This window comes from Nonomuraea cavernae, assembly GCF_040655715.1.
Lineage (GTDB): Bacteria > Actinomycetota > Actinomycetes > Streptosporangiales > Streptosporangiaceae > Nonomuraea > Nonomuraea cavernae_A.
Genome location: NZ_JBFAKL010000004.1, coordinates 209,518 through 227,798 on the forward strand (window position 1 = coordinate 209,518; position 18,281 = coordinate 227,798).

General features: G+C 69.3%; 20 protein-coding genes. 11 read left to right on the top strand and 9 right to left on the bottom strand.

Features of this window, described 5'->3' with window-relative positions:
* Window positions 1-124 precede the first annotated feature (124 nt).
* Complete coding sequence (locus AB0I38_RS07920) at window positions 125-1,231, top strand: NAD(P)H-dependent flavin oxidoreductase (RefSeq protein ID WP_358463734.1); 1,107 nt, start codon at window positions 125-127, stop codon at window positions 1,229-1,231.
* 52 nt (window positions 1,232-1,283) lie between these two features.
* Here AB0I38_RS07920 and AB0I38_RS07925 read toward each other — a convergent pair whose 3' ends face one another.
* Window positions 1,284-2,093, bottom strand: a complete 810-nt coding sequence (locus AB0I38_RS07925; protein WP_358463737.1) for a crotonase/enoyl-CoA hydratase family protein — start codon at window positions 2,091-2,093, stop codon at window positions 1,284-1,286.
* A gap of 218 nt (window positions 2,094-2,311) precedes the next feature.
* Between AB0I38_RS07925 and AB0I38_RS07930 the strand changes: the two genes are divergently transcribed.
* From AB0I38_RS07930 to AB0I38_RS07950, 5 genes are read left to right on the top strand one after another with little or no spacing between them, the layout of a single operon-like run.
* Window positions 2,312-3,862 (top strand): acyl-CoA synthetase, encoded by a 1,551-nt coding sequence (locus AB0I38_RS07930; protein ID WP_358463740.1) that lies wholly within the window; start codon window positions 2,312-2,314, stop codon window positions 3,860-3,862.
* Complete coding sequence (locus tag AB0I38_RS07935; protein WP_358463743.1) at window positions 3,852-4,754, top strand: Zn-ribbon domain-containing OB-fold protein; 903 nt, start codon at window positions 3,852-3,854, stop codon at window positions 4,752-4,754. The genes AB0I38_RS07930 and AB0I38_RS07935 overlap by 11 nt, the downstream gene beginning before the upstream one ends.
* 19 nt (window positions 4,755-4,773) lie before the next feature.
* Window positions 4,774-5,793, top strand: coding sequence for a thiolase domain-containing protein (locus tag AB0I38_RS07940; RefSeq protein WP_358463745.1), 1,020 nt, complete (start codon window positions 4,774-4,776; stop codon window positions 5,791-5,793).
* A gap of 50 nt (window positions 5,794-5,843) precedes the next feature.
* A complete protein-coding gene (locus AB0I38_RS07945; protein ID WP_358463748.1) occupies window positions 5,844-6,989 on the top strand; it encodes a thiolase domain-containing protein in 1,146 nt (381 codons plus the stop codon).
* A 46-nt stretch (window positions 6,990-7,035) separates the two neighbouring features.
* Entirely contained in the window at window positions 7,036-8,619 is a 1,584-nt protein-coding gene (locus tag AB0I38_RS07950; RefSeq protein ID WP_358463751.1) for an acyl-CoA synthetase, read from the top strand.
* 27 nt (window positions 8,620-8,646) lie between these two features.
* Here the strand turns inward: AB0I38_RS07950 and AB0I38_RS07955 are convergent, their stop codons facing one another.
* A complete protein-coding gene (locus AB0I38_RS07955) occupies window positions 8,647-9,945 on the bottom strand; it encodes a hypothetical protein (RefSeq protein WP_358463754.1) in 1,299 nt (432 codons plus the stop codon).
* 99 nt (window positions 9,946-10,044) lie between these two features.
* Here AB0I38_RS07955 and AB0I38_RS07960 point away from each other — a divergent pair, with 99 nt between their 5' ends.
* Window positions 10,045-10,503, top strand: a complete 459-nt coding sequence (locus AB0I38_RS07960) for a hypothetical protein (RefSeq protein WP_358463757.1) — start codon at window positions 10,045-10,047, stop codon at window positions 10,501-10,503.
* A 95-nt stretch (window positions 10,504-10,598) separates the two neighbouring features.
* Window positions 10,599-10,886 (top strand): hypothetical protein, encoded by a 288-nt coding sequence (locus AB0I38_RS07965; RefSeq protein ID WP_358463760.1) that lies wholly within the window; start codon window positions 10,599-10,601, stop codon window positions 10,884-10,886.
* A gap of 39 nt (window positions 10,887-10,925) precedes the next feature.
* On the opposite strand, the gene AB0I38_RS07970 is transcribed toward AB0I38_RS07965, so the two are convergent.
* Entirely contained in the window at window positions 10,926-11,552 is a 627-nt protein-coding gene (locus AB0I38_RS07970; protein WP_358463763.1) for a LysE family translocator, read from the bottom strand.
* A gap of 78 nt (window positions 11,553-11,630) precedes the next feature.
* Window positions 11,631-12,617 carry a LysR family transcriptional regulator gene (locus AB0I38_RS07975; RefSeq protein WP_358463766.1) on the bottom strand — a complete coding sequence of 329 codons (987 nt, stop codon included), beginning with the start codon at window positions 12,615-12,617 and terminating at the stop codon, window positions 11,631-11,633.
* A gap of 117 nt (window positions 12,618-12,734) precedes the next feature.
* Here AB0I38_RS07975 and AB0I38_RS07980 point away from each other — a divergent pair, with 117 nt between their 5' ends.
* Window positions 12,735-13,253, top strand: coding sequence for a cysteine dioxygenase family protein (locus AB0I38_RS07980; protein WP_358463769.1), 519 nt, complete (start codon window positions 12,735-12,737; stop codon window positions 13,251-13,253).
* 33 nt (window positions 13,254-13,286) lie between these two features.
* Here AB0I38_RS07980 and AB0I38_RS07985 read toward each other — a convergent pair whose 3' ends face one another.
* The 4 genes from AB0I38_RS07985 to AB0I38_RS08000 all read right to left on the bottom strand — a co-directional run bounded on the left by AB0I38_RS07985 (window position 13,287) and on the right by AB0I38_RS08000 (window position 16,420).
* Window positions 13,287-14,474 (bottom strand): hypothetical protein, encoded by a 1,188-nt coding sequence (locus AB0I38_RS07985; protein WP_358463772.1) that lies wholly within the window; start codon window positions 14,472-14,474, stop codon window positions 13,287-13,289.
* A 222-nt stretch (window positions 14,475-14,696) separates the two neighbouring features.
* Window positions 14,697-15,200, bottom strand: a complete 504-nt coding sequence (locus AB0I38_RS07990) for a hypothetical protein (protein WP_358463775.1) — start codon at window positions 15,198-15,200, stop codon at window positions 14,697-14,699.
* A 6-nt stretch (window positions 15,201-15,206) separates the two neighbouring features.
* Window positions 15,207-16,106, bottom strand: a complete 900-nt coding sequence (locus AB0I38_RS07995) for a hypothetical protein (protein ID WP_358463778.1) — start codon at window positions 16,104-16,106, stop codon at window positions 15,207-15,209.
* Window positions 16,097-16,420: a hypothetical protein gene (locus tag AB0I38_RS08000; RefSeq protein WP_358463781.1), complete on the bottom strand. Its 324-nt coding sequence runs from the start codon at window positions 16,418-16,420 to the stop codon at window positions 16,097-16,099. The genes AB0I38_RS07995 and AB0I38_RS08000 overlap by 10 nt, the downstream gene beginning before the upstream one ends.
* Before the next feature lie 136 nt (window positions 16,421-16,556).
* On the opposite strand from AB0I38_RS08000, the gene AB0I38_RS08005 reads away from it, so the two are divergent.
* Both AB0I38_RS08005 and AB0I38_RS08010 read left to right on the top strand, forming a co-directional pair.
* A complete protein-coding gene (locus tag AB0I38_RS08005; protein ID WP_358463784.1) occupies window positions 16,557-16,949 on the top strand; it encodes a YbaB/EbfC family nucleoid-associated protein in 393 nt (130 codons plus the stop codon).
* 145 nt (window positions 16,950-17,094) lie between these two features.
* Complete coding sequence (locus AB0I38_RS08010) at window positions 17,095-17,496, top strand: YbaB/EbfC family nucleoid-associated protein (protein ID WP_358463787.1); 402 nt, start codon at window positions 17,095-17,097, stop codon at window positions 17,494-17,496.
* A gap of 73 nt (window positions 17,497-17,569) precedes the next feature.
* Here the strand turns inward: AB0I38_RS08010 and AB0I38_RS08015 are convergent, their stop codons facing one another.
* The gene (locus AB0I38_RS08015; RefSeq protein WP_358463790.1) at window positions 17,570-18,208 is read right to left on the bottom strand and encodes an alpha/beta fold hydrolase; all 639 of its coding nucleotides are present in this window, start codon (window positions 18,206-18,208) and stop codon (window positions 17,570-17,572) included.
* Window positions 18,209-18,281 lie beyond the last annotated feature (73 nt).

Below are 18,281 nucleotides of genomic sequence, written 5' to 3' on the forward strand. Positions count from 1 at the left end.
CGGTCGGCTCGTAACGGTACGTAATTAGAACGGGTTCTCGGTCGATGTTACTGGCCAGTACCGATGAAAGGTTCTAGAGTAGAACACGTTGCAGTTCGTTATTCGGTGGTCGTATTGTCGATGTATGCGGACACGTGTCACGGAGATGTTCGGGATCGAACTGCCGATCTTCGCGTTCAGTCACTGCCGGGACGTCGTCGCCGAGGTCAGTCGCGCCGGCGGAATGGGCGTTCTCGGCGCCCTCTACTTCACCCCCGAAGAGCTCGAAATGGAGCTCAAGTGGATCGACGACCACGTCGACGGCAAGCCGTACGGCGTCGACGTCGTCATGCCCGCCTCCTACGAGGGCGCGGACTTCGCGGCCGACGAGCTGGTCGGCCGCCTCCAGACGATGATCCCCCCGGGCCACCGGAAGTTCGTCGACGACCTGCTGGCCGCGCACGGCGTGCCGCCCCTGTCGGCCGACGCCGACGCGGGCAAGGTGCTGCTCGGCTGGACCGACGCCACCGCCCGCCCGCAGGTCGAGGTGGCGCTCAGGCATCCGATCGCGCTGCTGGCCAACGCCCTCGGGCCGCCCCCGGCCGACGTGGTCGACCTGGCCCACTCGCACGGCGTCAAGGTCGCCGCCCTGGCCTCCACCCCACGCCACGCGCTCAAGCAGGTCGAGGTCGGCGTCGACGTGGTGGTCGCGCAGGGCACCGAGGCCGGCGGCCACACCGGCGAGATCTCCACCATGGTGCTCATCCCGCAGGTCGTCGACGCGGTCGACGTGCCGGTGCTGGCGGCCGGCGGCATCGGCAACGGGCGCCAGATGGCCGCCGGCATGGCTCTGGGCGCCGAGGGCGTCTGGACGGGCTCGCTCTGGCTCACGGTCGAGGAGGCCGACACGCCCCAGATGGCCAAGGAGCGCATCCTGGAGGCCACCTCCCGCGACACGGTCCGCTCCCGCAGCTGGACCGGCAAGCCGGCCCGGCTGCTCAAGAACGAGTGGACCGACGCGTGGGAGGCCCAGGAGTCGCCGGGGACGCTGCCGATGCCGCTGCAGTTCATGCTGGTCTCCGACGCCCTGCGGCGCATCGGCCGCTCCGACGCCGCCGAGCTGGCCACCTTCCCGGCGGGTCAGATCATCGGCATCACCAACCAGGTGCGCACCACCCGCGACGTCATGTACTCGCTCGTCGAGGAGTACGCCGAGGCGCTGGAACGCCTCGGCCACATCACCGACGACTGACTCACACCGGAACGACGGTCACCAGATCTTCCAGGCCTGCGAGGTCCTGGGATCAGCGGCCCTGGTAGGTGGCGGGGCGCTTCTCCTTGAAGGCTCGGGCGCCCTCGCGGGCGTCCTCGGAACCGATCACCGGCCAGCCGAGCTCGTCCGACACCTTCAGCGCCTCGGGCTCGGACAGGCCGAGCGTGTCGCGGTAGGCGCGCAGGATGGCCTGGACGGCGAGCGGGCCCGAGGCGGCGACGTCGGCCGCGATCTCCCGGGCCACCGTCAGGGCCTGGCCGTCCGGCACCACGCGGTTGACCAGGCCCATCGTCAGGGCCTCGGCCGCGGTGACCGGGCGGCCGGTGAGCAGCAGGTCCATGGCGTGGCAGTAGGGGATCTGGCGGGCCAGCCGCACCGCGCTGCCGCCCATCGGGAACAGCGCGCGCTTGGCCTCGAAGAGTCCCAGAGTGGCCGACTCGGCGACCACCCGCAGATCGGTGCCGACCAGGAGTTCCGTGCCGCCCGCGACCGCGTAGCCCTCCACCGCGCAGACGATCGGCTTGGTGGGCAGGTCCTCGCGGAGCAGGCCCTTCCAGTGGTAGTTGGCGATCTCGGCGGCGCGGGCCCGCACCTCGGGGTCCGTGGACGGCTGGCCCATGGCCTTCAGGTCGGCGCCGGCGCAGAAGGTGCCCTCGGCGCCGGTCAGGATCGCCACCCGGACCTCCGGCTCGGCCGACACGTACGCCCAAGCCGAGGCCAGGCCGATCAGCATGTCGGAGGAGAGGGCGTTGCGGGCCTCGGGCCGGTCCATGGTGACGATCACGAGTTGGCCGTCGCGCTCGACGCGGCAGTGGGACGTGCTGATCGGCAGGAGTTCCACGAGAGCCTCCGAGATGATTGAATCAAACGCTTGTTCAACGCCGCCGATGATAGCGCGCCGGATGCCGGGAACTGGTCTGATCAAGCGCTTGCTCCCCTCTTCACCGGCGGGTTACGCTGCCCAAGCAAATAAGAACAGGTTCTCGTTTCGCCTGCCTGGGCCGGTCGTGCGGTTGTGGGTTCGGCCGTCTCCGGCATCGAACATTGACGAGGAGTTCCATGGGCACGCTCGGTTTCTGGAGGCTGGCGCAGGCGGATCCCGACTGGATCGCGGCCGTGGACCCCGACGGCACGGAGCATCGCGCCGGCGACCTCCTCGCCCGGTCCAACCAGCTCGTCCACGGCCTCCGGGAGCTCGGCCTGCGGCCCGGCGACGGCTTCTCCGCTCTGGTGCCCAACGGGGCCGACGGGCTGGTCTTCTACCTGGCGGCGCTGCAGGCCGGGTGGTACTACACGCCGATCAACTGGCACCTGACCGGCCCGGAGATCGCCTACATCGTGGCCGACTCCGAGGCCAAGGCCTTCCTCGTACATCCCCGGCACGCCGTGGAGGGGGCGCGCGGAGCCGAGGCGCTGGCGCCCGAGCGCCGCTTCGCGCTGCCGGGCGGCGACGTCCCCGGGTTTCGCCCGATCGGCGACCTCATCGACGGCCGGCCCGTGAGCACGCCCTCCGACCGTACGGCCGGGGCCACCATGCACTACACGTCGGGCACGACCGGCAAGCCCAAGGGCGTCAGGCGGCAGCTCTCCGGGCTCGACCCCGACGACTCCGCCGAGCTGATGACGTTCCTGCTGGGCCTGTTCGGCATCACGCCGGGGCAGCCCAACGCCCACCTGGTCACGTCGCCCAACTACCACACCGCCGTCACCCAGTTCGGCGGCACGGCCCTGCACATGGGGCACACCATCGTGTTCACCGACAAGTGGGACGCGGAGGGGATGCTCCGGCTCTGCGAGCGCTACCGGATCACCAACTCGCACATGGTCCCCACCCACTTCAAGCGCCTGCTCGCGCTGCCCGAGGAGACCCGGCACGCGTACGACCTGTCCTCGCTCAAGTGGATGATCCACGCCGCCGCGCCCTGCCCGGTGCCGGTGAAGTGGGCCATGCTCGAGTGGTGGGGCGACTGCGTCTACGAGTACTACGCGGCCACCGAGGGTGGCGGCACCCTGGCCACCCCTGAGGGCTGGAAGTCCCACCCGGGCACGGTCGGCTCGGCCTGGCCGATCAGCGAGCTGCTCGTCGTGGACGACGCGGGCGAGCCGGTGCCGACCGGGACCGCGGGGACGATCTACATGAAGATGCTCGGCGCGACCTTCGAGTACAAGGGCGATCCGGCCAAGACGCAGGCGAGCCGGCTCAAGGACTACTTCACCGTCGGCGACATCGGCTACCTGGACGAGGACGGCTTCCTCTTCCTGTGCGACCGCAAGGCCGACATGATCATCTCCGGCGGGGCGAACATCTACCCGGCCGAGATCGAGAACGAGCTCATGGTCCACCCCAAGGTCGCGGACGTCGCCGTGTTCGGCATCCCGGACGAGGAGTGGGGCGAGCAGATCAAGGCCGTGGTGGAGCCCGCGACCGGGATCACGCCGGGGCCTGAGCTGGTGGACGAGCTGCTGGCCTCCCTGGATGGCCGGCTGGCCCGGATGAAGTGGCCGAAGACCATCGACTTCATCGAGGAGATGCCCCGCGAGCCCAACGGCAAGCTGCTCAAGCGCAAACTCCGTGCCCCCTACTGGGAGGGACACGACCGTGCCATCTGAGAGCGGGGCGCTGGTCGCCCGGCACGTGCTGGAGTTCCCCGGCGGCTACACCCGGACCACCGGGCCGGTGATCGGCCGGTTCCTGACCGAGCTGCGGGCCGGCCGGATCGTCGGCGTGCGGACCGCCGAGGGCAGGGTGCTGGTGCCGCCCCTGGAGTACGACCCGGCCACCGGCGACGCCGTCACCTCGGAGTACGTCGAGGTGGGCCCGGCCGGGACCGTCACGGCCTGCGCCTGGGTGCACGAACCCCGCCCCGGGCACCCGCTCGACCGGCCGTTCGCCTGGGCGACGATCAAGCTCGACGGGGCCGACACCTCGCTGGTGCACGCCGTGGACGCGGGCAACCCGAAGGCGTTGTCGCCCGGGACCCGGGTGTGGCCGGTCTGGCGCCAGGACCGCGATGGCCAGATCACCGACATTTCACACTTCGCTCCCGAGGTGACGAAGATCGTGTCCCACGTGCGCGCCGAATACCGGCTCCAGGCCGGCGGGGCGCTGGGCACCTTCCTCGAAGCCATCGGCCGGGGCGTCTTCATCGGCGGCGCCTGCGCCACCTGCGGCCAGGTCTACGTGCCCTTCCGCGGCTCCTGCCCGGAGTGCGGCACCGTGATCACCGAGCAGGTCGAACTGCCTGACACCGGGACGATCACCACCTTCGCCATCAACAACCTGCCCGACCCCCGGGCCCCCGAGGTGCCGTTCGTCTCGGCGTACATCCTGCTGGACGGCTCGGACAGCCCGCTGATCGCCCTGGTCGGCGGGGTCCCCGCGCACGAGGTGCGGCAGGGCATGCGGGTCCGGGCCGAGTGGATCCCGCGCGAGGAGTGGACACCGTCCCTGGCGAACGTCCGGTGGTTCGCCCCCACCGGCGAACCGGACGTGGAGCTGTGATCAGAGACGTGGAGCTGTGATGAGAGACGTCGCCATCGTCGCCTTCGCCCAGACCAGGCACACCGGCCACGACACCGGCCTCTCCGAGGCCGAGATGATCCTGCCCGTGATCAACGAGGTCAAGGAGCGAACCGGGCTCCAGCGGTTCGGATTCACCTGCTCCGGCAGCTGCGACTACCTCGCCGGCGCGCCGTTCTCGTTCGTCTCCGCGCTCGACGCGGTCGGCGCCTGGCCGCCGATCTCCGAGAGCCACGTGGAGATGGACGGCGCCTGGGCGCTCTACGAGGCCTGGGTGCGGCTCCAGCACGGCGACATCGACAGCGCCCTGGTGTACGGCTTCGGCAAGTCGTCACTCGGCGACCTGCGCGCGATCACCACGCTCCAGCTCGACCCCTACTACCTGGCGCCGCTCGGCCTCGACCAGCTCTCCGTCGCCGCCCTGCAGGCCGCCGCCGCCGGCGTGGACCGCGCCGAACTCGACGAGATCGTCCGGCGCAGCCGCGCCGACGGCCGCGGCAACGCGTACGCGCTCGACCTGCCGGAGGAGGTGCCGGACGGGTTCGCGGTCGAGCCGCTGAAGACCGCCGACATCGCCCCCATCACCGACGGCGCGGCCGCCGTGGTGCTCGCCACGGGTGACCTGGTCACACGGCTGTGCGACAACCCCGCGTACATCAGGGGCATCGCCCATCGCATAGAGCCCCATTACCTGGGCATGCGGGATCTCGCCCGGTCGGCCTCCGCGGCCGAAGCCGCACGCGCCGCGGGGGTCGGCAAGGGTGCCGTAGAGGTGGCCGAACTGCACACCCAGTTCGCCCACGAGGAGCCGATCCTGCGCCGGGCGCTCGAACTCCCCGCCGACACCGTGATCAACCCCTCCGGCGGCCCGCTCGCCGCCAACCCCGTCATGGCCACCGGGCTGATCCGCATCGGTGAGGCCGCCAGGCGCATCCACGACGGCACCGCCTCCCGGACCGTGGGCCACGCCGCGAGCGGCCCCTGCCTGCAGCACAACCTCGTCGCGGTCCTGGAGGCATGAGCCCATGAACCGGCGAGGCCGCGTAGCGAACGAGGAGTGGTGAGCGACCAGTGAACAGGTGCGCGGTCATCGGCGTCGGCCAGACGCATTACACGACCAAACGCAGGGACGTGTCGATCGCCGGGCTGGTCCGCGAGGCCGCCCTCAGGGCGCTCGACGACGCCGGGCTCACCTTCAAGGACATCGACGCGGTCGTCATCGGCAAGGCGCCCGACCTGTTCGAGGGCGTCATGATGCCCGAGTCCTACCTGGCCGACGCCCTCGGCGCGGCGGGCAAGCCGATGATGCGCGTGCACACCGCGGGCAGCGTCGGCGGCTCGACGGCCCTGGTCGGCGCCGGCCTCATCCAGGGCGGCGTACACGACCGGGTGCTCGTCGTGGCGTTCGAGAAGCAGTCGGAGTCCAACGCCACCTGGGCGCTGACCACCCACCCGCCGTTCAGCTCGTCGCTGGTGGTGGGCGCCGGCGGCTACTTCGCGCCGCACATCCGCGAGTACATGCGCCGGACCGGCGCCCCCGGCCACATCGGCACGCTGGTCGCGGTCAAGGACCGGCTGAACGCGCTGAAGAACCCGTACGCGCACCTGCGGATCCCCGGCATCGACCGGGCGATGGTCGAGTCGACGCCGATGCTGTGGGAGCCGATCCGCTACCTGGAGACCTGCCCGTCCAGCGACGGCGCCTGCGCGATCGTCCTGTCGTCGGAGGACAAGGTCACCGGCACGCCCGCCTGGGTGCACGGCGCGGCCATGCGCTCCGAACCGATGGCCCGGGCCCGGCGCGACACGGTCAGCCCGCAGGCAGGCAAGGACTGCGCCGCCGACGTCTACCGGCAGGCCGGCATCACCGACCCGCGACGGCAGATCGACGTGGCCGAGGTGTACGTCCCGTTCTCCTGGTACGAGCCGATGTGGCTGGAGAACCTGGGATTCGCCGCGGAAGGAGAAGGCTGGAAGGTCACCGAGTCGGGAGCCACCGCGCTCGACGGTGACATCCCGTGGAACGCCTCGGGCGGAGTGCTGTCCAGCAACCCGATCGGCGCGTCCGGACTGATCAGATTCGCCGAGGCCGCGCAGCAGGTGCGCGGGATGGCGGGAGAGCACCAGGTGGACGGCGCCCGGCTCGCGCTCGGCCACGCGTACGGCGGGGGAGCCCAGTTCTTCGCGATGTGGATCGTCGGACGGGAGAAACCCTGACCAGGGCGACACCCGCATACCCCGAACCGAGGAAGAAGAGGTCCGGATGGAGTTCAACCACGCTGACCTGTTCGAAGCGCTCGCGGACGCGATCGGGGACCGCGTCGCGGTCGTGTGCGGCGACGAGCGGCGCACCTACGCCGAGCTGGACACCGAGGCCAACCGGCTCGCCCACTACCTGCTCGACCGGGGCATCCGGCCGGGCCAGCACGTCGGCATCCACCTCTACAACGGCATCGAGTACATCGCCGCGCTGCTCGCCGCGCTGAAGATCCGGGCCGTGCCGATCAACGTCAACTACCGCTACGTCGAAGCCGAACTGCTCTACCTCTACCGCGACTCCGGCATCCGGGCGTTGTTCTACGACGTCGAGTTCGAATCGCGGGTGGCAGCCGTCGCCCCCGACGCCCCGGAGCTGCGGCACCTGGTCGCGGTGGGCGGGCAGCCGGCCACCCGCGACGCGGTGCCGTACTGGATGGCGCTGGAGAGCGGCAAGCCGGAGCGGGGCTTCGAATTACGCTCCGGCCAGGACGTCTACATCATCTACACCGGCGGCACGACCGGCATGCCCAAGGGCGCGATGTGGCACGTCGAGGACCTGTTCATGGCCTTCGGCGGCGGCAACCCGTACGGCGAGCCGCGCGCCACGCCACAGGAGGTCGTCGACGAGGCCGTCAAGGCGAACCCGATCGTGATGATGGCGGCGCCGCCGCTGATGCACGGGGCCGCGCAGATGGCCACCTTCATCGCCTGGTGGATGGGCTCCACCATCGTGTACGTCCGCAAGTTCGAAGCCGCCGACGTGTGGCGGACGATCGAGCGGGAGAAGGTGTTCACCGTCAACATCACCGGCGACGCGATGGCCAGGCCGCTCAGCGAGGAGCTCGAACGGGGCGGCTACGACGTCTCCTCGCTGGTCGCGGTCAGCTCCACCGGCGCGATCCTGAGCGGCGCCGTCCGCGACCGGCTCCAGGAACTGCTGCCGAACGTGATGATCCTCGACAACTTCGGCTCCACCGAGTCGGGCTACACCGCCTCGGGCGTCGCGGGCTCCTCACCGGAGAAAGGGCTGCGCTACCAGCCCAACGCGACCTCCGGCCTCGCCGTGCTCGACGAGAAGCTGCGGCCCGTCGAGCCGGGCTCGGGACAGCTGGGCACCGTGGCCAAGGCCGGGCGGATCGCGTTCGGCTACCACAACGACCCGGACAAGACGGCGCGAACGTTCGTCACCGACGCCGACGGCACCCGCTGGCTGCTGACCGGCGACCTGGCGACCGTCGAGGCCGACGGCACCGTCACCATGTTCGGCCGGGGCTCGCAGTGCATCAACACCGGCGGTGAGAAGGTCTTCCCCGAGGAGGTCGAGGCCGTGCTCAAGGGCCACGCCGCCGTGTTCGACGCGGTGGTGACCGGCGTGCCCGACGAGCGCTGGGGGAGCAGGGTGGCCGCCGTCGTCGAGCGGCGTCCCGAAGTCGAAGTCACCCCGGAGGAGCTCGACGCGCACTGCAGGCGGCTGCTGTCGGGCTACAAGGTGCCCCGTACGTACGCGTTCGTGACCGAGATGGTCCGCTCCCCGGCCGGCAAGGCCGACTACCGCTGGGCCAGACAGGTGGCCGAATCCGCCGACTGACCACGGCCGGCGCTGTGGCGGGGAGCGCTATGCCATCTCCTCGCCCGGCGCTTCCTCAGCCGCTGGTGGCGGTAGCCTCGGTCGCCATCTGTCCTCTTCCTCCTGCCATCCCTGCCTCTGCGCGATGGAGATGGCGAGTCCGACAAGGACCGACCATGGCCGGGCTTTCCGATCAAGGCTCCACTGGCCTTCTTCGTTCAGGATCCAGACGATGGCCCGGTCCTGGTTCTGGACGAGATCCCCTCGCTGCCGCCAGAACTCTTCGGCTGTTTCGAGGGCATGACGCTCTTGATTCAGTGCGACATAGCAGCACATGCGGTTGTACGCATTGATGGGCATTGGTTCGTATCCCATGCGCGCTGCCAGGCCCAGGTGCCTCAGGGCTCGGTCCGGCTGGTCCAGGACGAGGCAGAAGCCGAGATTGTTCTGGGCTGAGGCATCGTCCGGCCACTGCTGCGCGGCGAACTCGAACAGGGCGGCGGCTGCCGCACGTTGACCGGCCACCAGCAGGCTGCGGGCGTGGGTTGTCATCTGCTGCAGCAGGAACTCCGAGTTCGGAGGGGCGTTCGGAGACGGATTCCATTCGGCCGAGGTGCGGTGAGCGATCTCGCGTGAGACCTCGTCAAGATCGAGATCACGGGTTTCCCATACGAACGCCGGAAAGCTCATCGGCTCGATGTTCTGGCGATAGCGATACTCAAGTATCAACGAGGCGGTGGACCAAGCCTTCACGTACGTTTCAGTCACTCGCTCCACCAGCCATCTGTACTGGTAGGCAAGAACGCGAAAATCTCGCGGCGGGGGAGGACATTTCCAGAAATCCTTGGTATCCGGCAGTGACAGGTTGACCAAGGCGCCGATCGCGGCGGTGCCCACCCAGTTGAGCAACGGTCCGAAGATGCTGGTCGTGGTCTTCTCGAGCGTCGAGGTGATTTCGCTGTGGCTGGTGAGTTCGCCTGCCGGCACTCCCAGAAGTGTGCGCCAGCCATCGAGATCCACTCCGGACACCCGCAGTCCGCTGTCCGCATTCCCGTCAGGAAGGATCAAATCGATCAACAGCACTGTGAGCATGGGGCCAAGAACTTCGACGACCATCCCGTAGCGGACGATCGAATCCGCGTCCAGGCCCCGTCGGGTCAGCTCTCTGGACGCAGCATTGAAGCGCTTGAGCGGATCTCCTCTTTCGCCGACCGGTTCGAATCGCTCACGAAGCGCGTCCCTCATGTCGGTGACCAGACTGGAAAGCGTCCAGCTCTCTCGTGGGCCGGTATGGTCCTCGCACATCAACTGCCTGCGTGCGTCAAACGGATGACAGCTCTCCTGCACTTTCACCCTCCCCTACAGAGACTTCGCGAAATAGTTACAGCGTCTTCGTAGAATCACCACTAGGATTGTACCCATGATCCTGGCAACTGGAGAGCGGTCATGACCGACATCTACCAAGCATCCGACCTGGCGAACAAGCGCACGGAGATCATCGATCGCGCCCGCCACGGTCTCGCGCAGATCCGTGACAAGGACAGCACGAGCCTTGTGATGTTGCCCGAGCGGCGCCTCCGAATGCTTGAGGAGATCGCCAAGTGGTCTCTCGCCCACATGCGGCTGGAGGAGCTGCTTCGTCGTGAGGCGGCGCCACCCAATGTCACTGATCTAGGTGATCTGGCTTGGCTGCGCGTCTTCGAGCTCGACGATCTCCGCGAGTTCGTCGACGAACTGCACGCCGTGCTCGTCGCGGCGCATTCGGACGAAGATCCCTCGGTGCTCGAAGAGTGCATCCGCGCATGGCGCATAACCGCACGGCAGTTGGAAGACCCACTACGTCGGTCCGTCCTTCTCGGACGACACGATCCGGACGATTTCACAGAAGCAGAGCCACCACGATGAGTGGCAGCGCCTATGAGCCCATGCGTCCGGCCCGGCGGCCCGGCCGGAAACCTCCGGTCGTCCCTCAGTACCGCGTCCTCGTTCACCGCCGATTCTTGCAGCACTACGCGCAACTGGCTGAGCGTGTGGGTGTTCAGCAGGCGCAACAGTTCTGGGATCACGTCTCACAGGAGCCGGGCAAACCATCGGCGATCGCCTCGATCACGATCCTTCGCGGCAAGGCAGGGAAGCCCAAAGAGCCAGGTTGGTCACGCACTCATCACTATGAGGTGAGCAGCATGGCTCGCATCGACTACCAGTATCACGGCGGCTATCAAACGAACCCGGACGGAGACCCCCACCCTGTGGTGGCCATCCTGACGATCACCTTCGGTAGCCACTGAGCGGGCGGAGTCGCTGGCTTCCAGCGGACGGCTGCGGGGTCAGGCCTTCTCACCTGTCAGCAGGGCGGCCAGTCCGAGGTAGGCGAGGCCGCTGCCGATGTCGAGGCGGCGGCGGGCCCTGGCCGATCGGCGCAGCCGCCCGGCCAGGGCCGAGGCGGCCATCGCGTAGGTGCCGTCGCTGGCCATTCCGAGCACCAGCCAGAGCAGCCCGAGCAGCAGGATCTGTGGCCCGACCGGGCCCGCGGCCGGGGCGGTGAACTGCGGCAGGAACGCCAGGAAGAAGATCGCGGTCTTCGGGTTGAGCACGTTGACCACGAACCCCTCCCAGAACATCCGCCGCCTGGAATGCGTCTCGGTCGCCACGGCCTCCTCATCCGACCCACGGTGCATCAGCTTGCGCACGCCCAGCCACACCAGGTAGGCCACGCCCGCGTACTTGACCACGGTGAACGCCGTCGCCGAGGCCGCCAGCAGCGCGCTGATGCCGAGCGCCGCGGCGAACACGTGGACCAGCGAGCCCGCGTGCACGCCGAGGACCGAGATCAGACCCGCTGACCTGCCTTGGGCGACGCTGCGCGTGACGATGAAGAGCACGGCGGGGCCGGGCACCACGAGCAGGGCGAGGGTGGCCGCGCAGAAGAGCGCGAGTGTCGCGATATCCGGCATGAGGCCATCGTAAGAATGCGGTCAAAGGGTTTACCGGGCCCCGAAGCGGTCAGCCGGCCTGCCCGGACGACCGCGCGGTCAACGGCTCTCCCGGAGCGCCGACAGCAGCGCCTCGGTGGCCGGAGGGTGCGGCGGCTCGCCGTAGACGGCGGCGTGGACGTGCCTGGTCGAGCCGGGGATCTCGGCGACCGTCACGCCGGGATGGCGGTGCGCGGCCAGCGCCAGCCCCGGCAGCACGGTCAGCCCCATGCCGGCCGCCACCAGCGCCTGCACGGCCACGATGTCGTCGCTGGTGAACGAGATGCGCGGCTCGAACCCGGCCTTGGCGCAGATGTCGAGCAGATGGCTCCGGCACCGATCGCACCCGGCGATCCACGCGGCTCCCGCATGCTCCGCCAGCCTGGCGGGCTCGTACGTCTCTGATGACGCGCCCGCCGGTTCGCTGGTCGATTCGCCTGTCGGTCCGGTCGCCGATTCGCCTGTCGGCCCGGTCGCCGGCTCGCCTGCCGGCCCGGTCGCCGGTTCGCCCGTCGACGGGGAGGGGGAGACGAGGTAGCTGGGGTCGTCGAGGAGGTGGGTCAGGTGGAGGCCGCTCTCCTCGGGCGTGGTGTCGTCGTAGCGGAACATCACCGCCACGTCGACCCTCCCTGCCCGCAGCAGCCTGAGCGCCTCGGGCGGCTCGGTCTCGGTGAGCTCCAGCCGCAGCCCCGGATGGCCGCGGGCGATCCGCATGGCCGCCTTGGGGACGAACGTGCCCAGCGCCGAGGGGAACGCGGCCAGTCGCACCCGGCCCGAGCGCAGCCCGACGTGCGCGGCCAGCTCCTCGGCGGTGGCGTCGAGCCGGCCGATGATGTCGGCCGCGCGCTCGGCGAGCAGCCGCCCCGCCTCGGTCAGCCGGATGCCTCGCCCGGCGCGCTGGATGAGCCGGGCGCCGGTCTCGGCCTCCAGCCGGGCCAGATGGTGGCTGACCGACGGCTGCGAATAGTGCAACTCCTTGGCCGCCGCCGTAAGCGACCCCCTGCGAGCGACCGCCACGAGCACACGTAGCCGTACGACATCGAGCATTCATCAATCTTATCTATCGATGAGCAACAAAACTTCTGTTGGACCTATCGATGTGGGCTGTAGCAGGGTGGTAAGGGAAGGCCGATTAGCGTCTTTCCCTAGGGGAATACCATGAATATGACGACCATCGTCAGACCAGGACTGGACGAACTCGTGCGGGGCATCGGAGCGCTGACCGCCCGCCGGCTCGAACGCCGTGAGACCGCGTTCGCGGTCGCCGACCTGCTCCGCGCCCATCTCCCGTCGCTCGACCTGCTCACGCCGGAGGAACGCGAGGGCTCACCCGACGGGTACGTCTCGCAGGTGCTGCACGCCCAGGATGACTTCTCGATCGTGGCGGTCGTGTGGCGCCCCGGTCAGGGCACGGTGATTCACGACCACGTGTCGTGGTGCGCGTTCGGCGTCCTCAGCGGCATCGAGCACGAGACCCTCTACCGCGACCTCGGCGACCACCTGACCGAGATCGGCCGCGCCGACAACCGCCCGGGCGAGGTCAGCGGCTTCGCCCCGCCGGGCGACATCCACGCGGTCCTCAACACCAGCGACGAGGTGGGCGTCTCCGTGCACGTCTACGGCGCCGACGTGCGCCGCCTCGGCAGCAGCGTCCGCCGCGTCTACGACCTGCCCGTCCGCTAGGCATCGCCCGGTCCGTCCGTCGCGCCTCGCGGTCTATGCGTTGACTTCCGGAAAGTCCTGCGATGGCACGTTGCCCGGCCCGGAGTACTCGGGCTGCCCGTCCACGTCCATGTAGAGCTGGGTGGCCATCAGGGCGCTGATCGCGGCGTGCGCGGCCACCACGGTCTTGGTCAGATTCCGTCCGATGTACTCCTGCGCCCCCAGCGCGCCCAAGGGATTGACCGTGTAGGAAAGGCGGATCGTCCACAGCGCCAGGACCCACACCACCGTCAGGGCGAAGATCTTGTCGTGCAGTGCGTTAAGGGATTTCACCGCCTGCTCGAGGTCGTGGGCGTGCGCCACGGCCTTGTCGGAGAGCTGGATACCCGCGGTCATGAAGGCCCGCAGCTTCTTGTCGGCCACTTCCATGGTCTCGCCCTGCCATGTCTGCGCAAGGACGGCCCGGCCGGCGGGATCTCCGCCGCCGAAGAGGCTGTCCAGGTCGCGCGCCATCGCGGCCCAGTAGGCGATATGCCTGTCCAGTATCTCGTCGCGCGGGACCATGGCGGCGGCCCAGACCATCGTGCCCACGCTGGCGGCGATGGACATGCGCCCGGCGACCTTGAGCATCGCCGCAGTGCGGCCGCTCTGCAGCGCGATGCGCGAACGCTCGATCTGCTCGTAGGCCCTGGCCCGTTCGGCAGAAGTCGTCGCTCGCGACAGTTTGCGCTGGGCGGATGGATCGTCGTAGTCATCCAAATACTGGACCCAGCGCTGCCGGTCGATCCGGTGGCGGAGCCGCCGCGCGCGCAGGCCGGCCTCGAACGTCCCCGCAGCCATGACCGCCGGCTGCCAGTACTTGTCGTCGCCCTGATGCTCGAACAGCGGGTTGACGGTGTCGTTCCGCAGCAGCGGCTGATCGAGAGGGCGGTCCGCATTGGCCTGCAGACTGAGCAGAGCCTGCACGCCTTGGTGCTCCGCCTGGGCGTAGCCGTTCTCATTGGCGGTGATCACCTCGGCCATGGCCGAGGCACTTTGCGCTCCCTTCCACAGGCGGTCACGGAAGTCGCGGAACGCCCGGTTGTAACGCATCCGCGCCGGCTGGCCGACCAGCCCGAGCGCGATCGGCATCAGCTCGGAGGCCCCTTCGTCCGCCCCGTCGCCGACTTCGTGCAACTGGAGCAGCCGCTCGGCGACCTCTTTGAGATTGACGGCAGACTGTCGGAGGCCGGCGCGATTCACGTGTAGAGGCTGCTCCGTCATGCGGTCAGCATCTCCGGTCGCCCACTTCCCGGTTCACGAAAAATCCGAAAGTAGTGGAAGTGTGATCATTTATCGGGTGCTTCGCGCTGGTTCCTCGCGGTGATTTCCGGCCGCTGGGCAGACCATACCTCTGGCCTGGCGGTCGGCTCGTGGCACCCCCGGGGCCCGCGATGCACTCGTGTACCGGGAAGCGGGCGGGCGTCACGCCTGGTCGGGGCCGCAGCTCCATGACACTTCCTCCGTCTGGAGAGCGTCGCCGTACTGGTAGGGATCCCAGCCGTCGCGCAGGAAGAGCTGCGTCACCACGTCCGAGGGGGCGCCCAGCAGGTCTTCGGACGACTCCTCGCCGACGAGGCGCTCGGCGGCCTCAATGTCCGTCACGCGGATCCGGTAGTGGGCCTCCACGTGCACCACCGGACTGTATTCGGTAGAGGCGTCGCCGGCCTCCGCCGCTTCCTCGTCGGGGCCCGGTTCGTTCTCCAGGTCGCTGAACGGGTTGCCCCACCCGGCGAGGTCGGCGCAGAGGGTGGCGTACGCGATGGCGGAGGCGCGGAGGTGATTGACCGCCTCCACCACCTGCTTGTAGTCATGGGGGGTTTCGGCGAGGACCCGGGCGTGCCGCTCGATGGCGGCGCCCAGGTCGGCGGCGCCCGCCAGCAGATCGTCCTGCCCGGTTGCGTCGTTGCCTGCCTGGGAGTCATTCAAGATGGTCTAACCCTCGAAGTCGAAGTGCCTGGTGTGCATGATCTCACCTTTGTTGTTCAGGTAGTCCACATGAACGTGGTCTCCTTTCGAGCAGGGGCCGCGATAAACAGCCCTGGAACCACCATCGGCGGCCGCCCGTCTCGCGTCCGCCTCCGCCTGGGCCCTCGTCGGTTTACTGGCGACACCCCTGTGGGTACCTGAGTTCGTCTTGTTGGACGAGTTGGGCCTTCTCCACCCCATCTGGGCGACGGTGGGGCCGTTGGGCCCATCTACCCCAGTGGGCCGGCTACGGGGGAGTCGCGTGGGCAGGCGGGGGCCGCCGGCCAGGGCGAGCGGAGGGCCGCCACCCCACGGTCCTCGGGCGTTTCTGAGGATTCTGGCCAGGGGTTCTGTGACCCGCCGGGCGAGCCCGGGGGCGAGCACCCGGGCGCCGCCCTCGCCGGCCTCCTTGAGGACCTTTCCCATGGCGTACCGGGTGCCGAGGACCGTGGCCGCGGCCGTCCCGAGGGCGAGCGGTCCGCCCGCGAGCATGGTGGCCGAGAGCTTGACCGCGCACGACGCCGCATATGAGACGACTGCCACCTTGGTGGCGGTGATGACGTTGGCTCCGCCGTCGAGAATCACCGGCGCGTACTTAGCCGCCGTTGCCGCCTCGTTGAGGTGTCCGCCGCCACCTGTCTTCTCCCAGTAGCCGGCCAGGGCCGTCGCGGAATCGCCCTGGTAGACGGCCGGGCTCGTCGTCTGGGCGACGGTGCTGTCCGCGTGGGCCGCGGCCGTCGAGGTGCCGGCGAGGACGGTGCGCCACGCGTCCGCGTCCAGCCGCAGTTCATCCTCGTCGATGTTCGGCCAGGGAATTCCCGCCAGCGCCAGGATGCCGTCGGCCCAGAGCGGCAGAATCACACCCATGACGTGTCCGGCAGCCGGTCGATGTCCTGAGCGGTCCCGTCGTCGACATTCGACACCCGCCGGCTCGACAGCGCCAGCGCGTCTCCCGTGGACTCCATCACGTCGCCCATGTGGGTGTAGGCGGCCAGGGCGATCGCGGTGCACTCGCAGTACGCGGTGACCAGCGGGCGCAGTAGGCCGTCATCGCCCCAGGAGGCTGCGTTGCCGCGCTGCTGTAAGCGTTGGAGCGCTGCCGTGTAGTCGGTTCCATCGCCCCTCAGATGCGTGGTGGCTGTCTCGACAGCCCCATGGATCATCCGTAATTCCGAATCCATGGCCGTAGGTTAACCATGATCTAGGTAGAGGTGGGTGATAGGTCGATCTTTTGCTGGTTTCGTCACCCTGATAGCCGGCCGGGGGCTGGTATCTTGCCGATCGTGTCGTCCCTGGAGTCTGGTGAAGGAGTTCGCGATGTCGTCCTCGGGCCCATGGAGCGATGACCTCGACCACCTGGAGCGGCTCGTCCGTCAGACCGAGGAGATCATGCGCGAGCTCGGATCCGCCCGGACCGAAATCGCGGAGATCACCGCTGTGGGCGAGGCGGGCGGCGGCATGGTGCGCGTCGTGGCGGGCGGCGGCGGGCGGCTCAAGGCGATCACACTCAACCCCCGGGTCATGCGCCAGCCCGCCGGCGAGTTGGCGAGGCAGGTCATGGCGGCGACACGGGCCGCCCAGGAGGCGGCCGGGCGCAGGTCGCAGGAGATCATCGAACGGGCGCGGGCGCGCGCCGAGCGGCTGCCTGAGCCGCTGGACGAGACGTTCGTGCGCCGCCGGGTCGAGCAGGTCGCCCACGAGATCGAATAGTCTCCGGCACGGCCGCGGACCTCGGGGGAGTGACCGGTTCGCGGCGCCTGGGCCGGAATACCGAGCACATCTCACGAGCGCGACCGGTGCGCGCCAAGGGTGCCGGATGCCATGTGGGGCGTGAACGCACAGGTAAGGAGACAGGGTGCACACCTTCGACGCGGACCCCGCCAACTGGCGTGACGAGGATCTGGAGCAGGATGCGGAGAAGGCCGCGAAGATCCTCGCCTGGGTGGGCGACGGGCAGCGCGAGCTGGACGAGATCACCGGTACGGGCGAGGCCGCGGACGGTCAGGTGAAGGCCACCACGGCCGTGGACGGCCTCGTGCGGGAGATCGTCATCACGCCGCGCGCCATGCGGCTGGACAGCCGGTCGCTGGCCGAGCACCTGATGCTGGCCGTCGGCCGGGCCCAGGATGACGCCGAGCGGCAGAGCCGGCAGCTGATGACCGACGCGCTGGCCGACCTGGTCCCTGACGGCGGGCCGGATCCTCAGGCCATCGAGGAGCAGATCGGCCGGTTGCTTCGCTCCTTCGAACGCCCCTGACCGGGACGATCCGCCTGGTGCCGGTGAGCCGTCTTGGCAGCGGTGTCCGCCGCGTCCGCGACCCGGCCCTTCGTTAGAGGTAGCTCTCCAGGCGGTCGGCCAGCTCGATCGGGCGGGCCAGCATCGGGGTGTGGCCGCCGTCGATCTCGTCGGGCGTGATGCCCAGCCGTTCGCGGACGAGCTCACGCATGAACTCCGGAGTGAAGAACCGGTCGTCACGGCAGAGCAGGAACCTCGTCGGCACGTCCGGCCACGCGGCCAGCGGCCACGGCTCCAGCAGCGCCTTCTCGGCGTGCTCCCGTCCCCGGGTCAGCGCCTCGGCGGCGATCTCGGCGGGGACGTCCTGCAGGAAGACGGCGATCGGATCGTCCATCGCGGGTGAGTGGAAACCGGCGTTGGCCCACCAGTCGGTGGGCGGCTCGCCCGGCACCGGGATCACGGCCGTCACCAGCACCAGCAGGTCGGCCTGGACCCGGTCGCAGACCAGCGGGCCGACGAAGCCGCCCCACGAGTGGGCCACGACGACCAGGTCGCCGCGGTCGCCGACGGCCCGGACCACGGTGTCGGCGTAGTCGCCGAGGCTCGCCGACTCGTCCTCGATCGGCAGGTCCACGGCCACGGCGTCGTGCCCTCTGCGGCGCAGCTCGGCGACGACCAGGTGCCAGTCCCGGGCGCTCGAGCCGCCTCCATGGATCAGTGCGAACGTGGCCATGAGTCCTCCTCGAAGTCGTGTTCGACAGGAAGACCAGTCGGGGCCCGGAAAGTCATCGGCCGGACCCGCGAGC

Excerpts from the sequence above, each read along its gene's own strand:
- AB0I38_RS07920 (WP_358463734.1), top strand. The coding sequence starts at position 125 with ATGCGGACACGTGTCACGGAGATGTTCGGGATCGAACTGCCGATCTTC.
- AB0I38_RS07930 (WP_358463740.1), top strand. The coding sequence starts at position 2,312 with ATGGGCACGCTCGGTTTCTGGAGGCTGGCGCAGGCGGATCCCGACTGG.
- AB0I38_RS07940 (WP_358463745.1), top strand. The coding sequence starts at position 4,774 with ATGAGAGACGTCGCCATCGTCGCCTTCGCCCAGACCAGGCACACCGGC.
- AB0I38_RS07950 (WP_358463751.1), top strand. The coding sequence starts at position 7,036 with ATGGAGTTCAACCACGCTGACCTGTTCGAAGCGCTCGCGGACGCGATC.
- AB0I38_RS07960 (WP_358463757.1), top strand. The coding sequence starts at position 10,045 with ATGACCGACATCTACCAAGCATCCGACCTGGCGAACAAGCGCACGGAG.
- AB0I38_RS07970 (WP_358463763.1), bottom strand. The coding sequence starts at position 11,552 with ATGCCGGATATCGCGACACTCGCGCTCTTCTGCGCGGCCACCCTCGCC.
- AB0I38_RS07975 (WP_358463766.1), bottom strand. The coding sequence starts at position 12,617 with ATGCTCGATGTCGTACGGCTACGTGTGCTCGTGGCGGTCGCTCGCAGG.
- AB0I38_RS07980 (WP_358463769.1), top strand. The coding sequence starts at position 12,735 with ATGACGACCATCGTCAGACCAGGACTGGACGAACTCGTGCGGGGCATC.
- AB0I38_RS07995 (WP_358463778.1), bottom strand. The coding sequence starts at position 16,106 with ATGGGTGTGATTCTGCCGCTCTGGGCCGACGGCATCCTGGCGCTGGCG.
- AB0I38_RS08000 (WP_358463781.1), bottom strand. The coding sequence starts at position 16,420 with ATGGATTCGGAATTACGGATGATCCATGGGGCTGTCGAGACAGCCACC.
- AB0I38_RS08005 (WP_358463784.1), top strand. The coding sequence starts at position 16,557 with ATGTCGTCCTCGGGCCCATGGAGCGATGACCTCGACCACCTGGAGCGG.
- AB0I38_RS08015 (WP_358463790.1), bottom strand. The coding sequence starts at position 18,208 with ATGGCCACGTTCGCACTGATCCATGGAGGCGGCTCGAGCGCCCGGGAC.